Annotated in this window: 1 protein-coding gene; it reads right to left on the reverse strand. The window is 57.5% G+C overall.

The genetic code is table 11. The features are described from left to right. Positions 1-55: 55 nt before the first annotated feature. Positions 56-988: an IS5 family transposase gene (locus tag HKD31_RS15915; protein ID WP_075594844.1), complete on the reverse strand. Its 933-nt coding sequence runs from the start codon at positions 986-988 to the stop codon at positions 56-58. Positions 989-1,054 lie beyond the last annotated feature (66 nt).

The raw sequence follows: 1,054 nt of genomic DNA on the forward strand, positions 1-1,054 counted from the left end.
GGCTCTGTTGCACAATTCGTCCATTGTGCGTGCCGAAGCCATTCAGGACTTTGTCTTACGTGACAGGCTGTGTGAGGGGGACCCCGAGCGCCGTGAAGCGATTGAGTATGGCAACACGCACGTGAAACTCTGCGATCTGACGATCGAAATCCCGAGCCATCAGCCGCTGCCCCAGCAGCTTGATGCAGTTCATTTTCGTCTCGACGCGGCTTCGTCTGTGGTATCCGCTCCACCATCGCCAGATGGTCCGCCCAAAACGGTCTACCGCCCGCAAGGCTTCATTGCGGGCGATCGCTCCTGGCGAGGTGGGGCTCCATGGTTTTGCGTTCTTCCGAGGAGGAATGACAGCCTGGGCCCCGCGTTCGGCAATGGTTTCATGACATCGTCTCGTGTCATAAGCCCCATCGGCCGTAACGCTGGCAATCTCCTCATCTTCGGGGATCTGAGCCAGAAGCGCTGGTAGGACCGGGGCATCACCGACATCGTTTCCCGTGATTTCAACGGCCCTGATTTCCAGAGACCCTTCGTCGATAGCGATATGAATCTTACGCCATATCCTGTGTTTTGAAGCACCGTGCTTGCGGGCGTGCCATTCGCCTTCTCCTTCGACTTTGATCCCGGTGCTGTCGATCAGAAGATGGAGCGGCCCATCCGAACCGCGATATGCAATGTCGACTGTCAGGGATTTCTGCCGACGACTGAGCGTGCTGAAATCCGGCACTGACCAGGCAAGGCCTGCCAGGCGAAGGAGACTTTCAACAAACCCCGTCGTCTGCCGTAGGGCAAAACCGAACAGAACTTTCAGTGTCAGACAGGTCTGGATCGCCGCCGCGCTATAACTCTGCCGTCGTCCTCGACGCCCGGTCGCAAGGCCTTCCCAGACCATCGCAGGATCAAACCAAACTGTCAGTGAACCCCGCTTTTTCAGGGACGCGTTGTAGGAACACCAGTTCGTCGTACGGTAGCGGGTGGGCTTCGACTTGCTCATGACACCCAGCTACCAGACTGGTTTCACGCCGTGAATCCGCTTTCACGCCATTTGTGCAACAAAGCC

It is taken from the genome of Gluconobacter potus, from assembly GCF_015244705.1.
GTDB classification, from domain to species: Bacteria; Pseudomonadota; Alphaproteobacteria; order Acetobacterales; family Acetobacteraceae; genus Gluconobacter; species Gluconobacter potus.